General features: G+C 42.8%; 23 protein-coding genes and 1 pseudogene. 11 read left to right on the forward strand and 13 right to left on the reverse strand.

Features of this window, described 5'->3' with window-relative positions; genetic code table 11:
- The first annotated feature begins 208 nt into the window (after positions 1 to 208).
- The 7 genes from HFE01_RS18575 to HFE01_RS18605 all read left to right on the forward strand — a co-directional run bounded on the left by HFE01_RS18575 (position 209) and on the right by HFE01_RS18605 (position 8251).
- Complete coding sequence (locus tag HFE01_RS18575; RefSeq protein WP_167438608.1) at positions 209 to 1969, forward strand: cache domain-containing sensor histidine kinase; 1761 nt, start codon at positions 209 to 211, stop codon at positions 1967 to 1969.
- 2 nt (positions 1970 to 1971) lie between these two features.
- Positions 1972 to 2772 carry a response regulator gene (locus tag HFE01_RS18580; protein ID WP_167438609.1) on the forward strand — a complete coding sequence of 267 codons (801 nt, stop codon included), beginning with the start codon at positions 1972 to 1974 and terminating at the stop codon, positions 2770 to 2772.
- A gap of 136 nt (positions 2773 to 2908) precedes the next feature.
- Positions 2909 to 4252 (forward strand): extracellular solute-binding protein, encoded by a 1344-nt coding sequence (locus HFE01_RS18585; protein WP_013372489.1) that lies wholly within the window; start codon positions 2909 to 2911, stop codon positions 4250 to 4252.
- 26 nt (positions 4253 to 4278) lie between these two features.
- On the forward strand, positions 4279 to 5160 hold the full coding sequence (locus HFE01_RS18590) for a carbohydrate ABC transporter permease (protein ID WP_013372488.1): 882 nt from the start codon (positions 4279 to 4281) through the stop codon (positions 5158 to 5160).
- Positions 5161 to 5216: 56 nt separating this feature from the next.
- Entirely contained in the window at positions 5217 to 6098 is an 882-nt protein-coding gene (locus HFE01_RS18595; RefSeq protein ID WP_043886031.1) for a carbohydrate ABC transporter permease, read from the forward strand.
- 328 nt (positions 6099 to 6426) lie between these two features.
- Positions 6427 to 7626 (forward strand): hypothetical protein, encoded by a 1200-nt coding sequence (locus tag HFE01_RS18600; RefSeq protein WP_044787580.1) that lies wholly within the window; start codon positions 6427 to 6429, stop codon positions 7624 to 7626.
- A gap of 112 nt (positions 7627 to 7738) precedes the next feature.
- Positions 7739 to 8251: a stalk domain-containing protein gene (locus HFE01_RS18605; protein ID WP_031462000.1), complete on the forward strand. Its 513-nt coding sequence runs from the start codon at positions 7739 to 7741 to the stop codon at positions 8249 to 8251.
- 455 nt (positions 8252 to 8706) lie between these two features.
- On the opposite strand, the gene HFE01_RS18610 is transcribed toward HFE01_RS18605, so the two are convergent.
- The 8 genes from HFE01_RS18610 to HFE01_RS18645 all read right to left on the reverse strand — a co-directional run bounded on the left by HFE01_RS18610 (position 8707) and on the right by HFE01_RS18645 (position 17349).
- Entirely contained in the window at positions 8707 to 9126 is a 420-nt protein-coding gene (locus tag HFE01_RS18610; RefSeq protein WP_044787578.1) for an SMI1/KNR4 family protein, read from the reverse strand.
- Positions 9127 to 9564: 438 nt separating this feature from the next.
- Positions 9565 to 10047 carry an SMI1/KNR4 family protein gene (locus HFE01_RS18615; RefSeq protein WP_243208216.1) on the reverse strand — a complete coding sequence of 161 codons (483 nt, stop codon included), beginning with the start codon at positions 10045 to 10047 and terminating at the stop codon, positions 9565 to 9567.
- Positions 10048 to 10056: 9 nt separating this feature from the next.
- Positions 10057 to 13023 carry an HNH endonuclease signature motif containing protein gene (locus HFE01_RS18620; RefSeq protein WP_167438610.1) on the reverse strand — a complete coding sequence of 989 codons (2967 nt, stop codon included), beginning with the start codon at positions 13021 to 13023 and terminating at the stop codon, positions 10057 to 10059.
- 25 nt (positions 13024 to 13048) lie between these two features.
- Complete coding sequence (locus HFE01_RS18625) at positions 13049 to 13528, reverse strand: DUF4280 domain-containing protein (RefSeq protein ID WP_031461996.1); 480 nt, start codon at positions 13526 to 13528, stop codon at positions 13049 to 13051.
- A gap of 30 nt (positions 13529 to 13558) precedes the next feature.
- On the reverse strand, positions 13559 to 14188 hold the full coding sequence (locus HFE01_RS18630; RefSeq protein WP_107734641.1) for a hypothetical protein: 630 nt from the start codon (positions 14186 to 14188) through the stop codon (positions 13559 to 13561).
- Positions 14189 to 14200: 12 nt separating this feature from the next.
- A complete protein-coding gene (locus HFE01_RS18635) occupies positions 14201 to 14713 on the reverse strand; it encodes an imm11 family protein (RefSeq protein WP_107734642.1) in 513 nt (170 codons plus the stop codon).
- 12 nt (positions 14714 to 14725) lie between these two features.
- Positions 14726 to 15829 (reverse strand): pentapeptide repeat-containing protein, encoded by a 1104-nt coding sequence (locus tag HFE01_RS18640; protein ID WP_107734644.1) that lies wholly within the window; start codon positions 15827 to 15829, stop codon positions 14726 to 14728.
- Positions 15830 to 15849: 20 nt separating this feature from the next.
- A complete protein-coding gene (locus tag HFE01_RS18645) occupies positions 15850 to 17349 on the reverse strand; it encodes a hypothetical protein (RefSeq protein ID WP_044787569.1) in 1500 nt (499 codons plus the stop codon).
- Between the two features lie 248 nt (positions 17350 to 17597).
- Here HFE01_RS18645 and HFE01_RS18650 point away from each other — a divergent pair, with 248 nt between their 5' ends.
- The 4 genes from HFE01_RS18650 (at position 17598) to HFE01_RS18665 (ending at position 21557) form a co-directional block, all read left to right on the forward strand.
- Positions 17598 to 18560, forward strand: coding sequence for a helix-turn-helix transcriptional regulator (locus HFE01_RS18650; protein WP_107734646.1), 963 nt, complete (start codon positions 17598 to 17600; stop codon positions 18558 to 18560).
- 109 nt (positions 18561 to 18669) lie between these two features.
- Positions 18670 to 19296 (forward strand): type 1 glutamine amidotransferase family protein, encoded by a 627-nt coding sequence (locus tag HFE01_RS18655; RefSeq protein WP_107734648.1) that lies wholly within the window; start codon positions 18670 to 18672, stop codon positions 19294 to 19296.
- A gap of 51 nt (positions 19297 to 19347) precedes the next feature.
- On the forward strand, positions 19348 to 19872 hold the full coding sequence (locus HFE01_RS18660; protein WP_016821881.1) for a VOC family protein: 525 nt from the start codon (positions 19348 to 19350) through the stop codon (positions 19870 to 19872).
- A 179-nt stretch (positions 19873 to 20051) separates the two neighbouring features.
- Entirely contained in the window at positions 20052 to 21557 is a 1506-nt protein-coding gene (locus HFE01_RS18665; protein ID WP_107734650.1) for an alpha/beta hydrolase family protein, read from the forward strand.
- 278 nt (positions 21558 to 21835) lie between these two features.
- Here HFE01_RS18665 and HFE01_RS18670 read toward each other — a convergent pair whose 3' ends face one another.
- The 5 genes and pseudogenes from HFE01_RS18670 to HFE01_RS18690 form a co-directional block, all read right to left on the reverse strand.
- Positions 21836 to 23260: a pyridoxal phosphate-dependent decarboxylase family protein gene (locus HFE01_RS18670; RefSeq protein WP_243208217.1), complete on the reverse strand. Its 1425-nt coding sequence runs from the start codon at positions 23258 to 23260 to the stop codon at positions 21836 to 21838.
- Between the two features lie 658 nt (positions 23261 to 23918).
- Positions 23919 to 24278, reverse strand: coding sequence for a putative zinc-binding protein (locus tag HFE01_RS18675; RefSeq protein ID WP_013311396.1), 360 nt, complete (start codon positions 24276 to 24278; stop codon positions 23919 to 23921).
- Positions 24279 to 24632: 354 nt separating this feature from the next.
- Entirely contained in the window at positions 24633 to 24803 is a 171-nt protein-coding gene (locus HFE01_RS27380; RefSeq protein ID WP_167442865.1) for a hypothetical protein, read from the reverse strand.
- Between the two features lie 425 nt (positions 24804 to 25228).
- Complete coding sequence (locus HFE01_RS18685) at positions 25229 to 25561, reverse strand: Imm8 family immunity protein (protein ID WP_016821877.1); 333 nt, start codon at positions 25559 to 25561, stop codon at positions 25229 to 25231.
- Between the two features lie 12 nt (positions 25562 to 25573).
- Positions 25574 to 26673 (reverse strand): annotated as a pseudogene (locus HFE01_RS18690) (contractile injection system protein, VgrG/Pvc8 family); the annotation flags it as partial.

A 26673-nucleotide genomic window follows, 5' to 3' on the forward strand; every position in this document is an offset into this window, starting at 1 on the left:
AAGGATAAGGTGTTATCTTTGTTAAGGCTTTTTTAATATATATCGTTATTACGTGTTATTTTCAAACGTAATGATTCCAAAGAGTGCTGGTCGTTTTCATTAATCTCTGTTAAAAAGATGCCAACAAAGGGGAACGATGCGCTAGAATAGAAAATAGAAAGCGCTATCATTATCAACTTTTCTGCAATGATTCAGGGGGAGAAGGCTTATGCGTTCAAGGTTCCAACCATTAAACACATTGCGTAATCAGATTTTTATCGGCTTTATATTGGTGATGCTCATTATGATGAGTGTGGCGGGGGCGTTCATTTACCTCAATGTCTCTGACCTGTTAAAAGACAGCGCCGAGCGGCATATTGGTCAGACCGCAGTACAAGCAAGTGGCAGACTGGATGCATTAATCGGCCAGATGGACAGCCTGACGGAACAAGTGGCGAATCATCCATCTGTTCAGCATATTTTGCTGGAGGAGCGCAATGGGGGCAAGGTGACTTTCGGACAGCGTCAATCGCTACTGCAAGTGATGCATAGCTATCAGGCCTATATGCCGAGCGTTGGCTCGCTGGAGCTGTATACTGCCGAAGGGAAGATGTTGTTTCCAATTAGAGAAGGCAGTCTGGAGGACCGTATCGGACAGGCGGACATTCGGGAAGCAAATGAGATGAAAGGCAGGCTGGTCTGGATCGGCATAGATCCTGAAAATCCCCAGTCGCTGCTGGCGATTCGGCAGGTGAGCCTGGTAGATCGCTGGTTTTCACGCGGAGGATATCTGATTACCCGCATGGACCGAAGTTATTTTGGGCTAAATGGTACGTCAGCGACCAATGAAGAAGCAAATGAGACCATGCTGCTTGTAGATCGTGGAGGCGAGTTGCTATCGGGTGAGCCTATGAATCAGACTAATTTATTAGATGTATTGCACAGCAAGACACAGACGGTTCATATTGGAGAGCGCGAGTATGTGAAGGCAGTTCAGCAATCGGAACGGACCGGCTGGTCGCTGCTGATCCTCATTCCAGTTAGCGTCGTCACAGACGGAATTACGGTTTTACGGACGACACTTATTATTTCGGCGTCTCTTGGTGCCGTATTGTTCCTGTTCATGTCTTTTATGTTGTCAACATTGATTACCAGACCGATAGGTCACTTGATTCAGGCCATGCGTCGTTCACGGGAAGGGGCATTGGCCCTGAATCCAGAACCGGCAGCAGCGGTTGAACTACGGGAATTAAATGCAGAGTACAACACGATGATTGTCGATATCAATGAATTGATCCATGTCATTTGCGAGAAGGAGGCTTTACAAAGCCAGACCGAGCTTAAAGCACTGCAAGCGCAGATCAACCCGCATTTTCTTTTTAACACGCTGGATGCTTTTAACTGGTCGCTACAGGAGAAGGGAGAGGAAGAACTTGCCGGGCTGATGGTGTCCATGTCGCGGCTGTTTCGTTATGTGATCGAACCGGCTCACCATGACTCTTGGGTGACACTTGGAGAAGAAATAGCACAAGTCCGTCGTTATCTGGAACTGATGGAGATGCGCCTGGGCGAACGCCTGAGCTGGCAAATTCATATGCCACCAGAGGCAGCAAGAATTCCGCTTCCTAAGCTGCTGATCCAGCCCATTTTAGAAAATGCAATCTTACATGGTGTCGAAAATCGCATCGGCAATGGCCGTGTTGAAATTCGAATCACTCCTTCGGCGAGGTTGGGCTGGACTAAGATCGAGGTTGTAGATAACGGACCTGGAATGACACAGGAGGAACTTGCAGCTGTGCGTACAGCGTTGATGGAGGGATCTGCTTGTCAGAGCAAGGGAACTGGTATGGGACTGGTTAATGTGCAGCGCAGGCTTGCTCTCTATTATGATAGCGCATCTTATCGAACGGACGGCGTGCTGATCCACAGTGCTGTGCAGGAAGGAACTGTGGTCGCTTTTGAAATTCCTGATGAATACGGGGGGCGGTAGGAATGAGTTTTTCATCCAAGACCATTGTTATTGTGGACGATGAACAAAGAACACGTCAGGGGATACATCAGACACTGGAGCAGTGGGCCTCCGGGAAATACCGAATTATGACATCGGGGAATGGCCTGGAGGCATTACATATGCTGCAAGCGGAGAGGGTTCATCTGCTCATTACAGATGTTCGTTTGCCGGAATTCAGCGGGCTGGATTTAATTCGCTCTCTGGAACGGGAGTCATATCGTCCGGCGATTATTGTGATCTCGGGATATGCGGAATTTGATTATGTCCAGCAGGCGCTTCGTCTCGGAGCCGTTAATTACTTGCTCAAGCCGATTGATAAGCAGGAGCTACTGAATGCGGTAAATGAAGCACTTCAGCTGGAAGAGGAACGGCAGCGATACAAGAAGCTGGACAAGCTGGCTGACCCTGTTCTGCTGGAGCTTGACCTCCAAGCGACTACGCTTAGCGATCCGGTACGGCGAGCCTTCGCCTATATGGCGGAGCATCTTCACGACCCTATTACGATGGCACAGACTGCGGCGCATTCACACCTGAATGCGAGCTATTTTAGTGTTTTATTTAAGGAGCAAAGTGGTTTGTCCTTCAGCGAATATCTACACAGGCTACGGATACAACGGGCTAAGGAGCTGCTGCTGCATACCCAGTTGACGATTGCCCAAATCGGTGAGCGCTCAGGCTACCGGACAGATAAATATTTTATTAAAGTATTCAAAGCGACCGAGGGGGTAAGTCCCAGCCGCTATAGGCAGCAGATGCGTAAAGGACCGGAGAATATTGACTGACATATAGGCTGCTCACAACCCAATAAAAGTGGAATTATACCCAATGAGCGTACCCTGTTGGAAGCAGAAATAGAGTGCTAAACTTACAAATGATAACGGTTACAAAAAATATAATTACAATAACGGAGGTCTAACGATGTCCAACGAGTATTCAGTTCGTAAGCGTTCACATCGAAAATGGGTTGCTGGGTTGACCCTGCTGCTGTCATTCATGCTAGTGCTGTCCGGTTGTGGTGTTGGTAAGGATGGGCAAGGCGGTTCCAGTGGAGCTGGGGGCAAGGTTACGCTCAAAATGATGCACCTGTGGCCAGAGGGAAGCTCGGCACAGCAAAGCAAGCTTGTAACTCAGATTATAGATCAATACCAAAAGGATCATCCGAATGTCGTCATTCAGCAGGAAGTGCTGGAAAATGAACAATACAAAAACAAACTCAAAGTGCTGTCAGCTTCCAATGAATTGCCAGATATCGGCATCACTTGGGCAGCGGGCTTCATGGAGCCTTACGTTAAAGGTGGATTATTTACACCGATGGATGACCTGCTGCAAGGTTCCAAGCTGAAGGACAAATTCGTACCGGGAACGACCGATGCCTATGCGCTGGATGGTAAAACGTATGCGCTTCCGATCGAATTGAACATAACACCTATTTATTACAATAAAGCCATATTCCAAAAATACAACTTGAAGGTACCTGCGACATTTGATGAATTTAAGCAGGTGGTGAAAACACTTGTAGATCATGGAGTTGCACCGATTGCATTGGGCAATAAAGACCGCTGGACGGGTTCGCTTTGGTACATGTATCTGGCAGACCGTATAGCAGGTAGCGAAACGCTGAAAAAAGCAATTGACGGCTCAGGATCATTCGATGACCCTGGTTTAATTCAGGCGGCCTCCGAAATTCAGACGCTGGTGGATATGAACGCCTTTAACAAAGGATTTAACGGCTTGTCCAATGATGAAGGAAAATCCGAGTTTATGAACGACAAAGCGGCGATGTATTTGATGGCTACTTGGGAGCTGCCGAATTTTACGACTAATCCCGAAATCCCGCAAGCGTTTAAAGATCAAGTCGGCTTCTTTAAATTCCCGATGGTTGCAGGCGGCAAGGGCAACGAGAATAGTTGGGTAGGAGGTCCGGGAGTCGGCTTGTTTGTTTCGGAAAATTCCAAAGTAAAAGAAGAAGCCAAAGCGTTCGTGGAATACTTCGTAGAAAAATGGGGAGAGCAATCGGTTACACAGGCGGGCGTTATTCCGGCGACGAAGGTGGACACCTCTAAAGAAAAATTGCCCAAGCTGTATGTCGACCTGCTGAATGGACTGAACCAAGCCAGCAACATTACATTGTTCGCTGATGTACAAATGAAGCCGAATGCAGCGCAGGTACATTTGAATATGATTCAGGCGTTGTTTGGTAAAGCGGTGACACCGCAACAATTTGCCGACCAGCATAAGGCTGCCATCGAGAAAGGAAATTGAAATTGACCACCTAAGGAGGTCTGACCGTGGAAAAGGTCATGTCCAATAAGCTCGTCATTGCTCTCTATGTGTTGCCTTCCCTGCTGCTGTTATTTGCCGTGATTTATGTGCCCATCGTACTGACCGGCTATTACGGCCTGAATCAGTGGAATGGAATCGGCCCTATGACTTTCGTAGGGCTGGATAACTATCAACATTTGTTCACAGACGCGGCATTCTGGCAAAGTGCTTGGCATTCGCTGCTGCTGGCCTTGTTTTCAGGCATCAGTCTGATCGGTTATCTGGTCGTTGCAATGATTTTGTCAGGAAAAATCAAGGGAGCGAACCTGCTGCGGAAAATTTATCTGATTCCCATGCTGCTGTCTTCTGTAGCGATCGCTCAATTGTGGCTCAAAATGTATCATCCGACCAACGGCGTGCTGAATTCTTTGCTGGCATCAGTCGGAGTTCACAACCCGCCCGAGTGGTTAGCTAATCCGTCGCTGGTGCTGCTCGCCTTGTTCATCCCGATTATTTGGCAATATGCAGGCTTTTATATCCTGATTTATTATGCTGGGCTGAAAAACATTCCCGAAACGCTGATGGAGGCTGCCCGCATCGACGGAGCCAGTGCCTGGCAGATTGCGACGCGTATCAAATTGCCTCTGCTGCGCGAGGTGATTAACGTGACGATCATATTGTCGATTGTCGGCTCGCTCAAATATTTTGACCTGATCTACGTTATGACGGACGGTGGGCCGAACGGGGCCAGTGAAGTGATGGCTTCGTACATGTACCACCAGGCGTTCCGCAGCTTCGATTTCGGATATGGCAGCGCTACAGCCTTTGCCCTGCTGCTCATCTGTCTGGTTGCTACGTGGGTGATTCGCAAGGTGACCGCTACTAGTGACACCATCCAGTATTCATAGAACATTCATGCAATTAGATCATGGGTAACAAAGGACAGGAAGAGGGAGGAAAGGATATGAAAACCCAGGCAGCCGCCAACTATCCGCTTGGAGTCGCTACTCGCGGCAAAATGTTAACTCGGGTCGGTTATGCCGCTTTGTATATACTTTTGATCATCTTAGCGGTGACGCAGCTTTTACCGCTGGTGTGGCTGATGCTTTTTTCGCTTAAAAATAATCAGGAAGTGTTTAACCTTCCACCGTTTGCACTCCCGTCCCAGCCGCATTGGGAAAACTATATGAATGTGTGGACCAGCGGCAATATCGGACGGTATTTCTTCAATAGTGTGTGGATTACGGTCATATCTGTGGCGCTGACCGTGCTGCTTGCCAGCTTTGTTACGTTTGCCATTACACGTATGCGGTGGAAAGGGAGTCAGCTGGTTCTCGGGCTCTTTATGGTCGGACTCATGATTCCGGTCCATTCCACCTTGATCCCGCTATTCAGTATGTTTCTCAAACTGCATCTAACAGATACTTCAGTATCCATCATCCTGTCGTATGTCGCTTTTAATCTGCCAACAACGATGATGATCTTGCTGGGATTTTATTACGCCCTGCCCCGTGAAGTGGAAGAAGCGGCCGTTATGGACGGCTGCTCCGTCAACCGGATGTTCTTCCGGATTGTGCTGCCCATGACCACCCCCGTCATGGCAACGACGTCTATTATTAATATGATCTACAACTGGAACGAGTTTATTTTCGTCAATACGTTCATTAGCTCTGACGAAAATAAAACACTGACCGTCGGCGTTCAGAACTTTATCGGACAATATACGACCGACTGGGGAGCAATCGGAGCCACGCTGATGATCAGCATTTTGCCCATTTTGCTCGTGTTCCTCATCATGAGTGACCGGATTGTGGAAGGGATCGCAGCCGGGTCGGTTAAAGGGTAAAGCAAATTCCCCTGATTAGAAGAGTACCCCCTAGTGTAGACATTGGAACAAGCCTCTTGGTTTGTCCGGTGAATGCTAGGGGGCATTTTTTTGTGAGTTTAGTTTGTGGTGAAGGGAATACATAAATGAATCAGTGCACGTTTAAAGTGCAGTAGGCGTAATTGCTACAATTAGAATGCTGATGCTTAAGGACCTTCTTAGAAAATAAATAGTGAGCAAACAAGAAGGGGATGAGGCTATGTTAATTTTGGTAAGTAGATCTTTATCTCCTAATAAACATGAAGCCTGTTGTTCGCTGGCCAGCTTTCGATTATAGCATTATATTAAAATGTGGAGAGTGAGTTTATATTATGTTAAAAAAACTAAGATTACTCTTTCTATTCTACTTATGGCTGTTTCCATTCCAAGCTTGGCTGCAAATGCTCAAGGTCAAGAACCTTCGTCGAATGAGTTTAACCAATACATTAAAGACGCTATTGAGCAAGAAATCCAACTGGCGGCTCCTGCGGCTGCAAAAGGGATATCAACATTAAGCAACAAAGATTTTGATCATTCTGTTGATAGCCTTATGGAAAAAGGAGTACTTAAACAGGATACAATTCAAAAAATCGAAAAGTTGCAGGATGCCGAAGTGGTTATATTGAATATTGACGAAACTGGCGATCTGGTTGATGCTACTTCTTCCAAACAAGGAGATATTAAAGACCAATTTGAAAAGAAAGTTACCGATGCAACTTATAAAAGCGATGAGCTGGGTGAGTGTAAAGTGAGCGACCATAAAATTACCCTTCAATCTACTTTATCGAATAGAGGCAATACTGTTGGAAAGGAGACAGGAGCATTTCATCGACTTCAAACGCCAGCTAGCAATTCATCCATCGTGTATAATGGTGTAATGGCAGATTCTATCACCCTACCAACTTACGATATTGCAAATGCCGATGATGATAATGAAGCTGCTTATATGTATACAGGAATAGATGGAGTCGCGGAAGTTGGGTTTGAGGGTTTGAGATCTAAGACTACTCCAGCCGGGTGGTATCCTGTTTTCCATGCAAAGGTACTCCATACTGTCAACGAAGGAGATGACAACGGCTATAGCCAGCCGAATTCTAGAGATATAACCTATGTTTATAGATCTAAAAGATTTGATAATGGTGCTACTATAAATGGATACAAAGTATTTTACTATGCTGGAAAATCTGATGAGCCTACTTTAACCATTAGAGAGCAAATTAATTATTCCAATATCTATGTGGTTAAATTTAATGGACTGGGTACGACTGGACGGTCTGTTAAGAGAGTGACTGCTATAGCTATGAATGGAGTATCAAATAGTGCTACTTCTTTTAAGCATGGATTCACATCTGCTATTTGGAATAATATGCGCCTTTTAGTAAATAACAGCGCTAGCGCGAAATATCCCCAAAATGTAACCAATTTAAATGATGATGTGTGGGATCATGGTGGAAGAATTGATTATACGAATAGTAATAGTGTCGAGAAGTACTCATTCTATGCCCGATAAAATATAATATTACAACATTCTAAATGTAATAATTGGAAATTTAGTTTATTGGGCAGTTGATCCAAAAAAATCGAAGAGGTTCTGGTTAATGAATGGAGAGAGGTGATACACTATGTTAAAACGTATAATTTTGCCCTTAGCTTTTATCTTTGTGTTCCTTTCTTCTGTCTCAGTTGAGAGCGCACATGCGGGATCTAAATTTAGTTATAATGTTGAAGTTTCTGTAAATAACAGCACTTTGACATTAGATCCATTTAGAGAGAAATCCACAAACGAAAATAATAGCATTTTGACAACAGACGTCAGTCCGTATATAGAGAGAGCCACCAACACAGTATATGTCCCTATTAAATTCATATCTGAGGGCTTGGGAGAGTCTGTCTCGTGGAACAGACTTAAACAAGAAGTTACAATTAAATCGAAGAATGGTACAATTATACGATTAACCGTGGGTAGCAAAATTGCATACGTGAACGATGAAGAAAAGATGATGCCAAGTGCTCCCGATATGCCGGAATATCCAAATCGGGTTATGGTTCCTCTTAGATTTGTTTCGGAAGTTCTAGGAGCTACAGTAAATTCAACTACGATCAATGGAACATTACATGTTGACATTAAGAAATAATGCTTGATAGTTTAATGGGTAACAAATCAATTGCTCTTAAAGTCTTGTTGTAGAGTTTGAGGAACAATAATAAATTTTAATGTCTGGTAAAAAAAGTTTGGAACAGAGGGGAAATTCCCCACGTCTTTATACTGAAACCCGCTCATTGAGCGGGTTTTTGTTTTTAATCACTTTTAATTTTAGACCAAATGTAGATATGAAATATTAAGGCATCGAGTTTGGTGACCGATCTGACGTAGCGCATTTTCCATCCCGTAGTTTTAGTGTGTGTATGCTAACTCTGTTGGGGGCAAGCATTATTTTTAGCTGGAAGAGGCTATTCCTAACTCATAGTCAAGTTAATTTGTGTTTGTTTTAACGGTAGTCATGTATGATCTTGTCGCTGGGGTCGCATACATTTTTACACCATAATATTATTAGACGCAAGTGATAACTTCATAATATGTCCATCTCAATTATTCTTCTAACATATCAAGAAAACTATTTACATTATCAGCGATTTTTTCTGTAACTGGATCATATTCGTCTGACTCCTCATTGTACCAAATACAAATTACTGGGTCGGTCTTACTTTCGCTAAAATCTAGACAAATGAAATCACCTGCAAATAGGGCTGCAAATGGTACTAATTCAGCACCTGTTATGTCTCCATCGGAAAGTATCCTTTCATCTAACTGACTGAAAACAACCTTGATGTCATACATCCCTTTGTCATGCTCGCCTGGATTGTCCAATAAACAAAGAAAACGATCAACTACATACCTATTAGATTTATATTCAAAGAATCTAGTTATTGGAATAGCACCATTCTTTTTTGATATAAATTCTTTGAAATCTTTAGGAAACCTAATTTTGAAATTCTCTTCCACACGCATAATTAAATTTCTATCTGGAAGAGGGAAAATTATACTTTCATTCTGTATTTTTAAAATATTTCACCTCTCAAATTAATGTCGTGGATCGTCTGCCCAGTTTCCTTTTGTTCTTCCCCCATTATGCTTGGTGATGTTATGAAATACCTAACTGGACTAGGGCTAAGACAATAACAAAAACAAGCCAATGATGGTAGTATCTAACCATAATGACCTGTTCAGTGTATTTGTTAAATAGGATATCCTTTTTTAGCACTTTCGTGTGTACATTTCATCTCTCAATTTATTTGAGGAAGTTTTATAAAACATTCCATTATATCATCAGTAGCACCTTCAACACTTCCAGCCCCTGCAAAATTAGGTCCACTTGGACTTAGACGCCCGACTTATTTGGGCTGGGTGTAGTCTATTCATCACGTGCTAACATGAACTAGAAAAACACTACTCTTTTAGCATTCCAAAAAATTCAGATATATTTGGGGCGACCCTTTGTGTCACAGGAGAAAACTCCTCCGACTCTTCATGAAACCAAATAACTACAGTAGGCTCTTCCGTTTCTCTAAAATCCAAACAAATAAAATCCCCTGAAAAAAGCGCCGCAATAGGAACTACATTCATCCCCACTAAATCTTCGTTATCAGTTAATCTATCACCTATCTGAGTAATAATAACTTCAATATCATACCATCCACTAATAGGATCAGCTTCACTATCATTCAATATACAAAGAAATTTTTCAATTATATATTCATGATGACCAAAACTAAACACATTCGTGATAGGTACAACTCCATTACTTTCCTTAATAAAATTCCTATAAGTTTCAGGAAATGAGACTCTCAAGCTTCGCTCAACTACATTCAATAATTCGTCGGTTGGTAATGGAAAAACAATTGTATTAACATCCAATCTCACTGTTTTCACTCCCTATTCTTATCTTTTAGCATGTGCCCAACCACCTGGAGCCCTTCCACCCTTATGATTTATGGAATTATGTATTCCAAAAGGTACTAATTCCATTCTACCGTCAATTTCAGAATGATGCCATGTTGTTCCAGGTGGGCGTGTTCCACCTGGAAGTTGTGAATCAAGCCATTGGAACTGTTTAGGATCAGATTTCTTCCAATAGTCTTTCGGCAACTGTAAAATAACAGGTTTCCCCTCTAACTTTATGATTAAATCAGCTTTCTCAAAATCAGGATGTCTTGTACCAGGCTTCATAGGTACATCAGGTATTTTCTCTAGTTCTTTCGCTCGTTCTCTAATTAACTTAATTTGCTTTTGTGTTAGAGTATCTCCCCCTGGTACATTTCTCCACTTCCAGGGGACGTTTGAGTTAACTTTCTCTGCATAAACTGTAGCAAAGTCATCTAATACTTCATCAAAATTCTTATTACCTGACAAGAAACCATCAATGTTTTTTAAATATGGTTGCTTACTACTACCACTGCCACCTTCTCCCGTGCCTTTAGTGCTCTTACCACCTGTGTACTCTCCTGATTCTAACGCATCAATCTGCTTTTGTCTCTCAGGCGAAATCTTTGCACCGGAACCTTTAGAATGTGGGATGTCAGGACCAGGATCATGAAACCGATAATGACCACCAGCAGTTGCGAAGATGGGTGACCTTTTAGTTAAACGAATATTCATCTTTCTAGATACACTTTGCAAGTAACTACCCAAGGATTCAAAATTGGTTGGAAAACGGATGGCATTTGTTTTGAATTTTCCATCTCCAATCTTCGCCAGAGCAGAGTCGGCCTTTGCTGAATCTCCGAATAAACCCGGCGCGCCACCTTTACCGGCTTTCTTTTCTTCAGTTTCCTTGAGTCCCTTAGATAAGGAGGCTTCTTCTTTCCCCAACTTTCCCAGCTTTCTAACTAACTTTGTACCGCCTTTAACAAACGCATAAATGTCTGCAACACGTTCAACGGCCTTGATGCTGTCGTATCCTGCATCGTAACTTTCCTGTTTGGTATCGGTCAATGGATTAGGGAAGAAATTATTCAATTTTCGCTCAATCGGATCGGGTATGCTTTTTATGCCATCCCATACAGTTTCAAGGTCGTGAACCACATCTTTCTTTGTTTTCTTCCCTTGGAATGAATCGGCAATATAGTTCCAGCCAAACTTCGCACCGTTCTTAATGCCCTCGAGCGTCTCATTGCGCTCCAGAAAACCTTTACCAGTGTAATTTCCCGGCATAACAAGAGGGGTCATTACCATGGTCCCCATATCCACTATATCGACAACCGAGTCCCATACACCGCCTATAAATTCCAAACCCGCATCCCATTCTCCCTTGAGGGTGGCACCTACGTTTTCTTTAGCACGAGCTCCCATTACACCTTGGATTCCCTTTTCAGCGACTTGTTTCTCAAAGTCAGATAAGATCGGATCTGGGTAGTATTGATGGAGGGAAGCTTTAAGCTGGATTTCCGAACTCACGCTGTTGACTTCCTGTTCCAAATCAAGCGTATCCGTTGTTGTATTCAAATGTAAGCCGTTGGTTCCTTGCAGCAGAATACTACCTGCCGAAAGACTAAGACTGCCTGCGGCTTGAATTTGTACACGTTGGGTGCTGTTCAGGCTGACACCGTTATGGGTATTCATGGAGATGTATAGTGATCCTTCCTGCGCACTCATCGAAAGCTCGGAGTTCCCTAAGGAAATTTCTTTTCCTTGTGGATTTGCAAAGGATTTAACCCCAGGATCGGCTGTTTTACGCTGGTGACGTTCTGTAGGTGATTCGATCACGGCACCTTGAGCTACGTGAGATGAGGAGACAGCAACACTAGATGGTTTCGTTCGGACCGATTGTATGACCATCGCATCGTCTTCGTCTGCACTTGGAAAATACAGCTTCACCTGTGCACCCTTTTCCGGCATCAGATACCACACCTGATTCCCTTCTGCAGAATAGGGGAACCACTGGGCATCCCTTGGATTTTGATGACCGTCTATATCCAGATGCAACCGAACCTGATTCCGGCTGACCTCCAGTATTTTTCCTTCGATAGCCGCGCCAATGATCGTTCGATTATAGATTTTAGGGACCTTCAAGCCCGCCGACAGGGCACATTCATACGACCAAGTCATCAAGCCACGAATCAATTGACCCTCACGTTTGGTGATGACGTAAGTTTCGTGATTGCGTTCAACTTCATCTCCCAATTGCAGCATTTGATCCCACTCAAAGGTATACCGAGTGTAATCTCCGATGTTTGCAGATCTCCAGCCGTTCGCCTCCTGATCCAGATAGGGAGCGATCTTGCGTTGTAACGAAAAAGGAACCTCTTTCAAATGAATATGCTGCCTGGCTTGCGGGATTCCGATCCAAATTTGCGCATGGTGTGAAACGATATTGGGGACGAGCAGGGCTCCCACATGCGAAGCCAGCCGTTTTAAAAAAGTCCAATCCGTCTCCTGATATTGCATGATAAACTGGCCTGTCGCTTTTTTCTCAAAAGCTTCATCGATCTTATCCGAGCCTTTATAATCGGCCAGTACTGCATCTACAATCCCCACATATTTTTGATTGATATGTTGAAAGGAACGGTTTTTGAGCTGCGTATCCAGCTTGAAACTATGAGATATGATGTCGAGGGTCACCAAGACCTCCTGGTGCGTGTGCTCCACATCTACGCAGTATAGTTGCCCTATGAATAAGGGATGCTTCTGATCTTTGGCATCGGAATACCATAGCTCAACTTCGTCGTCGCTACTTGCTTTAGTAATGATCGTGTCTGCTTGATTGCCCTCCAAGACGCCCGTGATCTTCAGTCTGGCATGTTCTCCGAACTCGTGATTTATATGGACATTACGAAGACGCAGCTTGCCATAGGGCCAGGTAACATGTAGATGCTGATAGGTAAAACGGTCTTTCGCTACGATGTTCATTCCTGAATCTCCTTGCTTGATAAAGTCAACTGTCTTGCCCGTCATCGATGATCGAGATGATGCCCCCACCACTAGGTCCTATCGCAGAAGAGAGGGTACCATCATCACTGGGGTCTATCATGAAATTGAACGTATTAGTCAGAACATCTTGGCAGCTACACATTAAGGTCGAATTGTTGAGTAAGGCGGGTGCCCCCTCGATCAATACGTCTTCTTTCCCACCGGTCCACTTGGACCCAAATGCAATCTCAGGTTCGCAAGGAAGACCATGCTTCAATTTACACAGACCAAAAGCATTGATTTTGCTAATATTGGCTCCACAAATGGCATCGTCCACGTTCAGAACGGGCTTATCTTTAATGAAGACACCATGGCTGTACATCATATTAAGCACACCAGGGTCTGTACCTTGACTGCACTGTAACTTGGCTCCTCTCACCACATAGGAATGTTCTCCGCTGAGAGCCCCCTGGGCCAAAGCTTTAATAAGTAAAGGTAAAAACATATAAGTACCTCCTTGGATAAAGGTATAGAATCAAGTAAGCTCCGACCATGTCGCAGTGTGCAGCATGGCATAGGTTAACGGGACCCAGAGCGGAGCATCCTCCAGCTTAAATTGGTAACTCCCGATCACAGCTTTGCCACGCCAGGAACGCACAAAGACAATCTGATAATAGGGAGAGGGGGAAACTAGAAAAATAGCTTCATAGCAGCCAATGATGGTATCTTGAATAGAAAGAGCCTTTTCATCCACAAGCTTCATACTTGGTTGTGCGCGACTCGTTTGCTCAATCAGCTGTTGTTGATAGATTTCTATTTGCGTAGGGTCAAGTGCTTGCCCGCTTTGGTGCAGACCGAACAGGATTCCCCCCAGCTTGTCCTGAACAACGAAGCTTTTCGACGAAGCTACCGTCTGTCCTGCTCGAACTTCTGGAATAAGAGAGTCAGGCAGAGAAATGGTGAGTTGATTTTCAAAGACAGGAAGGGTTTGAAACCGAATTTCCTGTCCATCTGCCAGCGTTAGTGAGCCTTTCGAAATTCCCTTCATCGCTTCTTCAATAGATATCATCATCCAGCTTTCATCGTTTTCTGCTGTACTTAATTGCTCTTTCAATATTTGTTGGTGATGCAGTTTTAAAAAAAATTCATCCCAATGCTCCGTCAAGGTTGAACCTCCTTATAAGAGTTCTAGCTTTTGTAGCTGAAAACCACTCAAGCTCCGCCGCAGCAAGCTTTCAGCCGCTTCCAAGCTAACGATGAAATAAGGTTCTCTCACGTTGGAAAGTCGGAAAAAATGGTGTCCATTCACCTTTTGACTATCCAGCACAAGTCGTTTTAGGGTTTGGTCGTGCGGATAAAATTCAGTCTGCTCTGAAATGCCATCCACAGAGGAAATGGATAAAATCCAATATAATTCCTGACGGCTAGGTTCCCGGTTCACGATATACACCTGCTTAAAACGAGCTTGTGTATTGTATAATTCTAGAATTTGTTTCATAGGATCGGAAAATAGTGGTTGGGAGGTTGAAAACGGGAGCCAGTCCGTATACTCGGCATCTTCTGTCGCATGAATATCTAAAACCTGAGCTGGAGGCATACCAACGAATGGCGTTTTAAAAAGGTCTAAATTCATCGGTTCCATGTTTCGGGATACACGATGATCATCGACCAGCACATAATAATGGCGCATACATATTCCTCCTTATTCCGCCCACATAATGGATTGACACTGTGCTTCGCTTAGTTTCCAATGTTGTTGGTACCTTCGCGGGACAAGGGTTCCTTGCATCGAAGCCCCCTCAAAATACGCATGTTCAAACGAATGTACATTCGTAAAATCGGCCCCATCCAGGATGGAGTGTTCAAAATGAAGGCCACATAACCCCGGAACCCGAACTCCATGTTCCCGATAAGGCTGTCCGCTGGCACCGCAGAAATGGACACCCTTTAGATTGCTATATCTAAAATCTGCGTCGGTCAGTAAACATCCCTGAAAGCTAGCTCCTTCTATATTTGCTCGTTGCCAGCTGCTCCCGATTAATATACAGGTATGGAACTGGCTTTCCCGTAAGTCACTATGGTTAAAATCGTTATAACGCAAATCTTTTTGCATCAGCTGAAGATGGGGAAGAGAGAGCCGCTTTAGGTTTTCGTAAACAAAGGGTTCTTCTTCACTGGAGTGAATCAATTGCTCTCTCACATGATCTGCAAGAAGTGCTTCCTGATCTTCGACGTATAGATTCTCGCTGATATCCTTGTATTCGCCCGTTCGGATGACTACACGATCAGCTTTATGAATAGCGAGATACTCAGGCATTTGAACCACTTCTGCCATGCCTAAGCGCAGGAGGGAGTTCACAAACTGGTGAAACAAAGGAGCGGATTCCAGTATCAATCGTTCAACGTCCACTGAAGTGATCGTCCCCATATATATTTTTCGTTCCTGCTCCAAGGCTTCCAACATGGTACTCATCGGTCCATAAGCCCATGATGCATCATAGGTTAACTTGCAATCGGAATCATCTTCGTACCATTCAGCAGAATAAGCCTCGACCATATACAGGTAGGATTGCTCCAGCATCTGAGTGCGTAAGAACGAATAGTGAATATATCCAATGGGTTCTTTTTGACCTTGTTGCTGCATGTTCAAAATGTGTATACACAAATCCCTGAACGATTCTTTGAAGTCGGAGATCAGTTGAGCTTGGTAGCGGTGAAATATGGCTTCCAGCCTGTCCAACTGAATGTCCAGCAAAGGTGTAAAATGATGCTCTTTAAAATGGTGTAATGCCGCTTGTTTATTCATCTGCTAGTTCTCACCTTCCGTTAGTTCATCTTAATTTCCGTGCCGGAGAAGGTGGTTTTGTCATCCAACGTGATCGTATTGCCTTTACCAGACAGCTCAATTTTTCCGGCGGAAAGCTGGATGTTACCGGAACTCATTACAATATCTGAAGCCGCGCTAATACTCACATTTTTTCCGCTTACAATATCAATGCCCGTTTTATCGTTAATGACAATGGACATGCCATTGCCAGAAATAACGATTTGATCTGGGGCGAGCATGATTTCTTTGCCGTATTTGGTTCGCAGCGTCTTAATGGCAGGATCAGCCATTCGATCTGGCGCAGGAGCTGCCGCGGACAGTGACGAAGAAGACTTTGATCCAGCAGACGAAGCAGAAGCTGTGGTATGTCCAGAAGTAGTAGATTTTCCCCCGGAAGGTTGTGGTTCTCTTTTAACCGAGCTGATCGCATATCCCTCTTCTTCCTTATAACTGGGAAAATAAATGCGGATGCTGTCTCCATCTTCAGGCATGCAATACCAGCCCGTGTTATCCGCAGAGGCATAAATGGTAGAGTAGGGAAACCAGTAATCCGTGTTTGGATCTTGCTGATCGTCCATATCGAGCTGGGCGCGTACTTTGTCCCGACGAACGCTCAGTACCTTGCCTTGAATGGAAGCGCCGATAATGGAGCGATTGTAGTCTTTGATCGGACGTAAACCGCTTCGTGGTGACAGCTTGGCTGTATGGGTCAGTACTCCGTCCTTCATCTCCGTTAGCACCTCAGCTACGATCAGTTTATGACCTTGAAAGGTCACTTCGTAGCCAGGCTCCAGCAATTTCTCCGTCTCGACCTCATACTGGATAAAATCCGCATCACGTACGCCGGGGATATGGTTCTCCGAGGCGGTTTGAAAATCCGCGACCCGTTTGGTGACTTTATAATTGGTAGATTGTATTTCGCCCTTACTGAGTCCCATAGGTAGGCCAAAATAAAACTTGGGAACTCCGTAGCCCACCGCAGGAATGAGCGGAGAGTAAAAGTGGGAGGCCATCCGTTTCAGAAATTGCCAATCGGTTTCATCATATTGCATGATAAAAGTGCCGATGGTTTTTTTTTGGGACACAACATCCATCGCTTCTGCTTTGGAATAGTCCGATACAATACTTTCAATCAGTCCTGTATAGGTGAGGTTAGGATTCTGGAAAGAGCGTTGATGGCGCTTAATATCTAACTCGTAGGTATGAGAGATGGCTTCGACGGTCAGGTAATGGACCCCGTGGACGACTTTTTCCTCCACATCCAAGGCAATGCCTCGAAAAAGGGGCTGTCGATTGCCATTTTTGTCTGTAACAAAAGCTTTGACTTGGGTTTCTTCGTCAGAAGCACGTACATACAGCTCTCGCTTTTTCTCTGAGATGATGCCTGTACAGATCATTCGGGCATGGTCATTGACTGTTTTTAAGATTTTAAGTTCATGAAGGCGGACGAACTCATAAGGCATGATTTCGATATGACCGTATGTCACGATATTTTCCATAGGTGTCTCCTTCTGTAGTTGTGTTTAAAAAGAGGAATTATAAATCCAGCATATGTATTTATCGGTTAAAAGAGAGAGTTAGTTTACAGAATGACCCATTCATTATGGTATTTACTATGTGTAAATCTGGAATTAGAAGATATGAGAGGGAAGTATAAGATGGAAAAAAGCATATAATAGGTGGTATGAGGGAGTATAAAGTGATATTTATAAAAGATTGAGCTTTAATGAGAGAGGGGGGGCAGGTTATGCCAAAAAACGATAATATGCTGGCCATTTTATGGATGCTGAATTCAGGTGTAAAAATGACGGCGAAACAAATATCCGAAAAGTTAGAAATAAATATAAGAACAGTTTATCGGTATATTGACGCTCTATGCGCCAGTGGAGTGCCAATAATATCCGACACGGGTCATCATGGCGGGTATAGCTTGCTGAATAATTTTATTAGAGCACCCTTACTATTTGATATGGAGGAAAAAAAGGCACTCCTTCATGCTGCTGTTTTTGCAAAAGAAGCTGGATCTCCTTTAAGTGAGGCATTAAGCAGTGCGACCTCAAAATTGAAAATGTATTCGAATCAAGAGCAAGAAAGTATACTTAGCCGTCATTTAGCCGGATTTGAAGTGATAAATCGCATAGGAGATCCTTCTCTTCAGCCGATATTGGCAGAATTGGAGCAGGCTGTAGCCAACCAATTCTCTGTCGAAATGGATTATCGCACGAGCCATGAAGAACAACCCAAGAATAGAGTGATAGACCCCTATGGAATGGTTTACTGGAACAACAAATGGTATACTGTTGCATTTTGTCACCTAAGAAATGAGATCCGTAGCTTTCGGGCAGAACGGATTTTACAGATCAAACGCACTCCAATCCTATTTAAGCGTCCTGAGGCTTTTTCAGCTCGTGAATTTTTTATGCAAAATCTGTTACCTGATTTAGTGGGCAAGGACGGTTTAATTTCTTTAATGATCGAAGGCAGATCAGAGGCATTGGATGACTTATGTCTGCATTGGTTTTTGGGGCATCATCTGAAAGAGCGAAGCGCTAATCAAGCATTTTTTTTGCTTGAGGAAAAATCACTTCATACATATGTCCCTTATTTACTCCTACCCTACGGGAAATCCATTCAGATCATCGAACCACAGAGCTTGAAGGAAAAACTTGTTGCGGTTGCGTCGGAGTTAATGGAATATTATCAACGTTAAAAGCTTCACTGACAGCAGATGTCAGTGAAGCTTTTTTATAATGAGGATAATCATGGATCACTGAGGGTTGGTATCACTTGATCAATTATAAAATAAGGAGAACCTGTGAATGAATAGTACGGTATATCTTTATGTATTTGACACCATGGCAGACTGGGAAATCGGTTACTTAACTGCCGAACTGAACTCAGGAAGATATTATAAAAAGGGGCTGGGCCCATCCAAAATAGTTACTGTGGGAATGGAAAGGACTCCTGTCACTACCATGGGTGGATTGACAATCCTGCCTGACATCAAACTGGATGAGTGCAGCATTAAGAGCACAGATGCATTGATTTTACCTGGTGGAAATACATGGACAGAAACCATTCACCAACCGATCTTAAAAATGGTTGAGAGGTGTTTAGAGGAAGGTATATGGGTTGCAGCGATTTGTGGCGCTACTATCGGACTTGCCCAGGCAGGATTGCTGAATTCACGTTCACATACAAGCAATGATCTGGAATACCTCCAAATGACCTGTCCCACCTACACGGGCGAAAAGTATTACAAAATGGAGTCTGCTGTAACGGATGGAAAACTAATCACTGCATCTGGAACAGCTCCGTTGGAATTCACCGTACACGTTTTGAAAGCTCTGGGTGTGTTTTCTTCTAAAACATTAGAAGCCTGGTATAGTCTAAATAAGACACGTGCATCCAAATATTACTATGAGTTGATGAATTCCATCCAATGAAGGTATGCGCATTAAATTGAACTGTTAAGATCATTTAAAGGAGGAGTTAAAATGACTGAAAGCAGAGAATATGTGGGAGTGTCAGGTAAATATACAAGTAAGGGTATACCCAACGGCTTTACATCTATTACCCCGTTTATTACCGTGAAGAATCCTTCGGAAGCGATAGAGTTTTATAAAACAGTTTTCAATGCGAGGGTTAAGGACATTACTGAATATCCTGATGAGAATGGCAATACAATCATTGTTCATGCGGAATTAGATTTTGGAAATGGTTTTTTGCAGCTGGGAGCAGCGAATCCGACATATCAATTGGTTTTGCCGCCAGATGGAGATAATGCGTGTTATTCTTTCGGAATTTACGTTATGAATGTGGATCAGATCATTGAAAAGGCAGTAGCAAGAGGAGCGAAAGTAAGGGAACCCGTTACAAACTTTGTTTCAGGGGATCGATTCGCAAGTATATTGGATCCTTGTGGAGTAAGATGGTCTATTATGACCAGGATCGAGGATTTGTCCGAAGAAGAAAGCAGTCGTAGGGTTGCTGAATGGGCCAAAAGCTTTAGTGGAGAATAAATGCATGCGATCACTTTTTGGTAAAACGTATTAATCAGCACATTACATGCCGTTTTCTGCGCCATCGTCACGCGACCTTACAAGAGTGTTAGGCAATTGTCATCTAGATCAATGGTATCAACCTAGTTGCTCCTCTATACTAATCCATTGATAGGATTATTTGTTAAGGGGGAGTTGGCGTGAGGTTTTTTGAAATGCTGCTATTCTTTTCAAGCGCTTGTTTGTTGGCACTCCTGTTCATTACCAATCAACGTATCCGAAGATCAGCTTTGCTCCTGACAAGTGGAGCAAGCTCCATTTTTTTAGTGATACATTTGCTTGTCGAAGGATATAGGATTCAGCTTTTATTTTTATACGGATTTACGATCCTGATACTTTCGCTTTCGCTCATAGACGTTTTCATAACGCCGAAAGTCGTTCGGACTGCCTCGCGAATCCGTAGGATGCTAGGCCGCCTTTTTATCGTGATTGGGCTAATCGTAACAGGGTGCTTCCTCTATGTGTTTCCCGTATTCAACTTTCCGGCGCCAACCGGCGAGTTGAAGGTAGGCACACAAGTCTTTCATTTCATCGATCCAAGCCGTGGGGAGACATTTGGCAAAACTGAGACAGGCAAGAGGGAATTGATGGTTCAGGTCTGGTATCCGACTCAAGCTAGCACCGGCAAGTACGCTCCATTTATTCCCGATCCCGAGATTTTACGTTATATGGCTGAGAACTATGGGCTTCCCGGGTTTACGTTTCAACACCTGAAGTACGTATCCAGTCATGCTTATTCGGGAGCCGAAGTCTCTTCGGTACAGACTTCATACCCGCTGATCCTTGCGAATCCCGGCAACGGCTCGTCCAGGTTCCTCCACACGTCGCAAGCCGAAAATCTCGCGAGTCACGGATATATCGTGGCAGTGATCGACCACACCTACAATACATTTGCAACCGAGTTTCCGGACGGTCGAATCACGACCAGTACAACCGATGACTTGTTCTCACCCGACCATGATTACCGGAAGGAAAGCGAAAATCGTGACAAGTTGGGAAAAGTTTTAACCGGTGATGTGGCGTTTACGCTGGACCAACTCGAGCTCATCCAATCGGGGCAGATTCCAAGTCATCTAAAAGGGAAGATTGATCTCGGTCATGTCGGGGTGTTCGGCCATTCCATCGGTGGAGCAACGGCCTATGACGCTTCTTACGATCCGCGAATCACGGTTGGAATAGACTTTGATGGAGGGCTTTATCGACTGCGTGACAGAGAGGGGCTGCGAAAGCCGTTTTTGTTCATCAACTCGGAAAGCTATTTCGAAAAATTAAAAATGGTGATGGATAACCGGGTCTACACGGATGCAGAGCTTAAGCGTATGGGATCAACAAGAGAGTGGGAGGATCAAGTAACGGAAGATAAAAAGTTGGAGCTTGAACGGATGCGCGAAACGGTCGACGAAGGGGGACAAGTCCTCTATATCGAAAATACGGAGCATTTGAATTTTACCGACGTACAGTTCATTTCTCCGATTTTTAAAATGCTGGGCATTACAGGACAGATTGCACCCGAAAGAGCGAATTCCGTTATCAATGCCTACATGCTGGATTTCTTTGATATGTATCTGAAAAATCAAGGCGGAATCTTAATGAAAGGACCGGATAGCCGCTTTCCAGAGGTGAAGTTCGTAACCTCGCTATTATAAATTACGGAACAGGCTGCCGATTTTGACATGCTCCCCTTCAAGTAGACAGGTTTAATAAATAAACTGCTACTTGAAGGGGAGTTTTCCTTTGTCTAAGAAGAACGAATACAATACGATTGAGAAACTAGCCATCATACACATAAAATTTCAAAAATATATTTTGACCTGCTTCACAGAGAGTGGGCCAAAGAGGGGTGGCGTGCCCCTCTTATTTGTGTGATGCTGAATATTTTTATTCATTTACAGAAAGCGTAGCACTTCATTTTCATAATTTAACATCATAAAAGAGCTTTTTTCTCATTCAATGAGCGTGCTATGTTCGATAAAAGCTGAATTGTATTCCTGATTTCATGTTCCGTAGTATCTGGGTGAATTGCACAGATTCGGAGAACCGTTTTTCCATTAAGTTGTGTCGTAAGCACCGAAGCGTATCCATTGGTCACCATTTCTTGGGAAATCCTTTTATTGAGCGAATCTAATTCTTGCTCAGATAATCCAGTTGGTGCATATCGAAAATTAACAATCGCTAACTGTGCGGGGGATACAATTTCCCAATGATTATGTTTTTTGATTTCATCTTCAGCCCATTCTGCGAGTTGAACACCATGCTCTATGGCTTCACTGACAGCATTAGTTCCTAAAGCTTGCAGTGTCACCCATAGTTTCAAACTTCGAGCAGGCCGCGTTAATTCAGGGCCCAGATCCCAATAATTAATATGTTCTTCATTAGTCTCAGCATCTTTCAAATATTCTGGATGTGTGCTGAAGCAGTCTCTGAGCTGTTGATTTTCTTTGGCTAAAACTACGCTACAGGAATAGGTCTGCATTAACCATTTATGTGCATCCCAGGTAATGCTATCTGAACGCGATATTCCGCTCAAAAGGGACTTATATTTCGAAGAAGCCAAAATTGACGCACCGTAAGCTCCATCCACATGTAACCAAATATTATGTTTTTCACATAGGTCAGCAATTTCGTTTAGCGGGTCAATGCTTCCTGTATTGGTTGTGCCTGCCGTGGCAATGATGGCAAAAGGCTTCATGCCAGCTGCCTGATCATCCATTACTTTTTTTTCTAAGGCTGAAACATCCATACGAAAATTTTTATCACTTGGAATCTTTCTGATCTGATCACCACGGAATCCGAGAATGCGTAACCCTTTGGCGACCGATGAATGAGTTTGGTCTGAAACATAAGCAGTTCCAAGGGCATATTCCTGCTCAGATAACTTTGCATTGCGTGCAGCTGCCAAAGCGGTCAAATTGGACAACGATCCGCCGGACAGAAATAAGCCTCCAGCCGTATCGGGATATCCTGCTTGGTCACACATCCACCGGATTACTTCCCCCTCTAGAAGGCTTGCGCTCGAACTCAGCATCCAGCTTCCGGCGTGGGTATTATAAGCGCTGGTCATGATATCTCCTAGCCAAGAGTAAAGAGACATTGGACTAGGAACCAATGCGAAAAAGCGAGGGTGTTGCATAAACGTTTGATAAGAATAGACGTTTTTCCTCATTTCATTGACAACTTCTTTTATCGGTCTTCCTTTTTTGGGAAAACCAATTTCCCGTAAATGAGCTATGGTATCCTCATCTGCAGTGTTGATTACTTTTTGAGAGCGGATATTGTTATTTTCTGCCATGTATGAATGTATGAACTGCTCAATAATTTCACCTAATTGCTGATTTGGTTCTTGATTCATCATAAGCATCTCCATCTCCTTTGTTTAACTTCAACCAAAGTATAATATAACATCTGTTGTCATATTGTGATATTCACCGATTTCATCATTATGTTTGTTTTTAGGCTCTTCGCTATTACGCAAAGTAATTCTCAAAGGCAAAGAGGGCTATAAAATCCCCGTTCAGTGCAAATGCAGGAAACGTGATGTTGGGAATGAGATAGTACTCCAGTTCAAGGCTGGTAAGCAGCTATATAGTGCTGTGTTGCTTGGATGGTAACGACGAGTAATTTTACAAGACAGCTAAGGAGACGAGGGATATTGTAATATAGGGGGGGAACCTTAGTTATCTGAAAATAATTTAATACAAGAATAAATATATAGTACTTGTAAGAAAATTGTTCGAAAACGCTTTGCCAGATGTTGCAACTGAGCTATTTAATGATTTAAAAAATGACTCCAATTAGAGCTCCAAATTCTTGAGGATTTTTATATCCAATGATTCAACTGGGAGAAAAAAATACTGGTGGCCCCTAAAGATGTGTTAGGAGCCACCAGTACAAACTATTTTACGTTATTGTTACATAATATGAGCCAGCTATACTTTTACTGTATACTGTACCAACACTTAAAACAAAGGTGAGCCATTTTTCGATACACACCTTCATTTTGATAAGAATTATTGTCCAATTTGTTCTAAGATTTGTGTGTAAGCATTCCTATAATGATCGGGGTTAGGATCTTCTCCTATTATTTTGGGTACATCAAAGTCAGACAGCAGGAAATGGTGTTTGGGTTGAACTTCATGTCTTGCTAAGCAACTCTTGCAACAGGACAAGGGACAGCCGTCAATTGCAATGATGTCACGTCCCGATTTTGCTGTTCTGACAAGTGGTTTGACATCACCACCAACACCAGCTATGCAGGACATTTCAGCGACTTTTTCTCGATCCATTTGTATAGCGATCATGTTAGCGGTTTGTGCTGCGGAGGAACATCCAGAACAAGAATAGACAAGAGGTAAATCAGTTCTTTTCATCTTTGTACACTTCCTTGTTTTTTCTTTGTGATCCATCAGAGTATCTTTGGTTTTAGATAAAATAAATTTAAAATTGTTTGTATTTTAACTTAAATTTACAGTCTAAACCGTGATCGTGATCACGACAATATTTTTGTGGAATCTGTTATAGGGCTAACTGTATGTATATATAAATCAGCTAGATCTTTAGAAAAAAAGCTTATCCCAACTCATAGATTAAAGTTGGAATAAGCTTTTGAAAGTTTAATGTTTAGGTACACTTAAACTAATCAAGATGAAATTATAGAAAATTAATAGATCATTGTTAAATGAATTTAGGGGCTAGAGAAACTATAGGCTAATACGATCAATGTGCTAACGAATATTTGTGGGTTGTATGATGAGAAGGATCAATCGAATCCCATCTTTAACTCCTTCCATATAGATGGACTGTTTGTCCTGACTTAGCTGATAGCCTATGGCTTCTTCCCATTCGGATAGCAGACATTGGATATCCTCGTTTTGGTTGGTTTTGAATTGATTCATTTGAGTGGATAGATTGTTGCCTCAGATGAACATGAAGCTTGTTGTTCACTGGCGAGTTCTAATTGATAAAATCTCTGGCGTAATGCTTCCAGAAACCAATCTGGCCAGTTTAACATCGCATATTTCCCTCCCGTGGTTGAAGTGTGTGTATGTTAATTCTGATGGGGAGGGATGGCAAGTCATTGTTTTACGTGAAAAACAAGGCTCATTGTAGCAGAATAGCGTCTTTTGAGGTATATATTAACAAATTATAAAAACTACAAGGATGGTCATGTGTTATATGTTATTAGTTTAAATATTTAGTCCAATCGACATTAACGAGCCCTATTAAAAAAAGAATCCCCCCGAATGGTATGAAAAACCAATCAGTGATATTGTTAATTTTGGTTTTACTTAGAACAGAAATATACGCAATATTGTTTTAATTATTCATCCATCTCCCAACGAAAATATGCAGATAGGTTTTTGTATGCCTTATTAATATCATCATCTGTGCACTTATTTATAATACGATTTAATGTTGCTTCAAGTATGTTTTCATTAAAGTCTCTTGCTATAAAATGACCATGCCCGATAATAATATCATTTTGACCTGCCATCCTATCTAACCTTTTAGGACTTATTAGTTCAAATGAAAACATGTCTGATGCTCCATTTATTTCAACAGGTCCGATATCTACATTATAAGTAATATAGAAGTCGTCTATATCTTCCCCCCAATCCTCATACATCTTTGTTAAGGCCTTTATTATAAGCATTTAATTATCCTCCTATTCTAGAATATCAATATGAACATTTCTTATCTGCTTTGATGCCCATGTCTTATTATAGTCGTTATAATTTCGTTCTGTCCTAATCATAGTGTTTTCTTGGAAGTTTGCTCTTACCATATTTTCTCCTGGCTTAAATTGAATTCTAAAAGCTCTCATTCCATCTGCACTTTTAAAACCTATAATTTCACCTGTTGTTTTATCAATAATACTTTCAGCCTTCTCACCTACCCATGCTTTACCAGCGCTCATTGCCTCTGAACGAGTAGAACTTCCAAGGGTGGATAATCCTTTTGGTGATTGTTTAACTCCAAGAATAATTTGCGAATCCGTTAAGTCATCCACATATCCAGCGTGCCACCATTTAGGTTTTGAAGGTACAGTTTCTGGTGTATTCTTAAAAGGTTCGGATGCATTTTTTGTGGTGATGCTCTTCTGATCTATTCGCTGTTGGATTCTCCTCACATTTTCTCTTGCGAGCCTAGCGTTCTCAAGTGCCCCTTCTTTACTCATTTTGGAGAATTCATTTTTAAGGGCTCTACCTTCACCACCTCGACCGTCAAGTGGCACTGGCTCTGCAAATATGTTTGCATGGCTCATCCATCGTTGTTCTTCCGGTGTGATGCCCTCTTGATTAGATAGAATCAAAAAATCTCCTTGATAGTTTTGTTTCCAGTCATCGTAGTATTTAAAATCTGGATTTCCATTCGCTGTACGAACAACCCCGTCCTCAGCACGGTAGCTTCCTAGCGGAATTTCAGGTCTGCGATTTTCTAATGAAGACCAATAGACATAATCTCTTTGAATTTTCTCATATTCTTCATCTGTAAGCTCTGGTGGTGCAGCTTCTTTTTTCGCTTTAAGGGCTTTAGCTCTAGCTTCTTTTTCTGCTTTAAGAGCAGCTTCAGCCCTAGCTTTTTCTTGTTCTTTATATTCCCTCAGCATTCTATCTTTAACACTTTTAGGTACCTGTTGATAGGCATGAACCATGGTTTTCGATGTTGTCAGCAAGTTTTGGATCAGCTCTAATCGGCTGCCGGAATGTACTATTTGACGTGCGCTTGTATACACTTTCCCCAGAATCCATTTGCTATAGTAGG

This window comes from Paenibacillus sp. EKM10P (genome assembly GCF_011800655.1).
Classification (GTDB): Bacteria; Bacillota; Bacilli; order Paenibacillales; family Paenibacillaceae; genus Paenibacillus; species Paenibacillus polymyxa.